The following is a 963-nucleotide window of genomic DNA, read 5'->3' on the forward strand; positions in this document are numbered from 1 at the left end:
TTCGTATCATTTGCTCGACCGTTTCCTCGTGCTCATTGAATCGAAACAAATTCATCCGATTATCGTCTTGACGAAGATGGACTTGCTCGATGAACATGAAGTCGAGCCGATACAAGAAGCGATTGCACGTTACCGGGCCATCGGATATGACGTGATTGAGACATCGACAGAGCATGCGCACGGAGTGGATGAAGTGCGCGGTCTCTTTAAAGGGAAGACGAGTGTCTTCGCCGGTCAGACCGGTGTCGGGAAAAGTTCGTTACTTAACGCCGTCGCGCCAGAGCTCGAGTTGGCGACAGGGGAAATCTCTAAATCACTCGGTCGAGGAAAGCACACGACGCGTCACGTGACGTTAATTCAATTAGCGGACGGTCTTGTTGCCGACACACCTGGATTTTCAAGCTTGGAGTTTCCTCAAGAACTTGAGGCAGACGAACTCAGATGGTGCTTCCCTGATTTCGTGGAACGCCATGACGATTGTAAGTTCCGCGGATGTGCTCACCTGAATGAACCGGGATGTGCCATCAAACAAGCCGTTGAAAATGGTGAAATCGCTTCAACAAGGTACGAGAATTATGTTACCTTTATGGAGGAGTTAAACGATCGAAAACGGAGGTATTGACAGATGATTAAAATTGCACCATCTATTTTAGCGGCCGACTTTGCCAATTTGGAGGCGGAAGTGAAAGCTGTCCAAGAAGCGGGAGCGGACTATATCCATTTTGACGTCATGGACGGACAGTTCGTGCCGAACATCTCGATTGGTCTGCCGGTCCTCGCAAGCTTGCGTAAAAAATCAGACATGGTCCTCGATGTGCATTTGATGATTGACCAACCGGAACGTTATGTCGAAGACTTCGTGAAAGCGGGAGCGGACATCGTGACCGTTCACGTGGAAGCGACGAACCATTTGCATCGCGTCTTGCAACAAATCAAAGCGGCAGGTGCAAAATGTGGAGTCGT

At 49.4% G+C, this 963-nt stretch carries 2 protein-coding genes; both read left to right on the forward strand.

Translation table 11 applies throughout. The features are described 5' to 3' along the window. Positions 1-622: ribosome small subunit-dependent GTPase A (gene rsgA, locus ON063_RS14645; protein ID WP_274665625.1), on the forward strand; the 622-nt coding region annotated here is incomplete at its 5' end. A gap of 3 nt (positions 623-625) precedes the next feature. Then, a partial coding sequence (locus tag ON063_RS14650; RefSeq protein WP_274665626.1) for a ribulose-phosphate 3-epimerase occupies positions 626-963 on the forward strand: 338 nt, incomplete at its 3' end.

Source organism: Exiguobacterium sp. B2(2022), from assembly GCF_028823655.1.
Taxonomy (GTDB): Bacteria; Bacillota; Bacilli; order Exiguobacteriales; family Exiguobacteriaceae; genus Exiguobacterium; species Exiguobacterium aestuarii_A.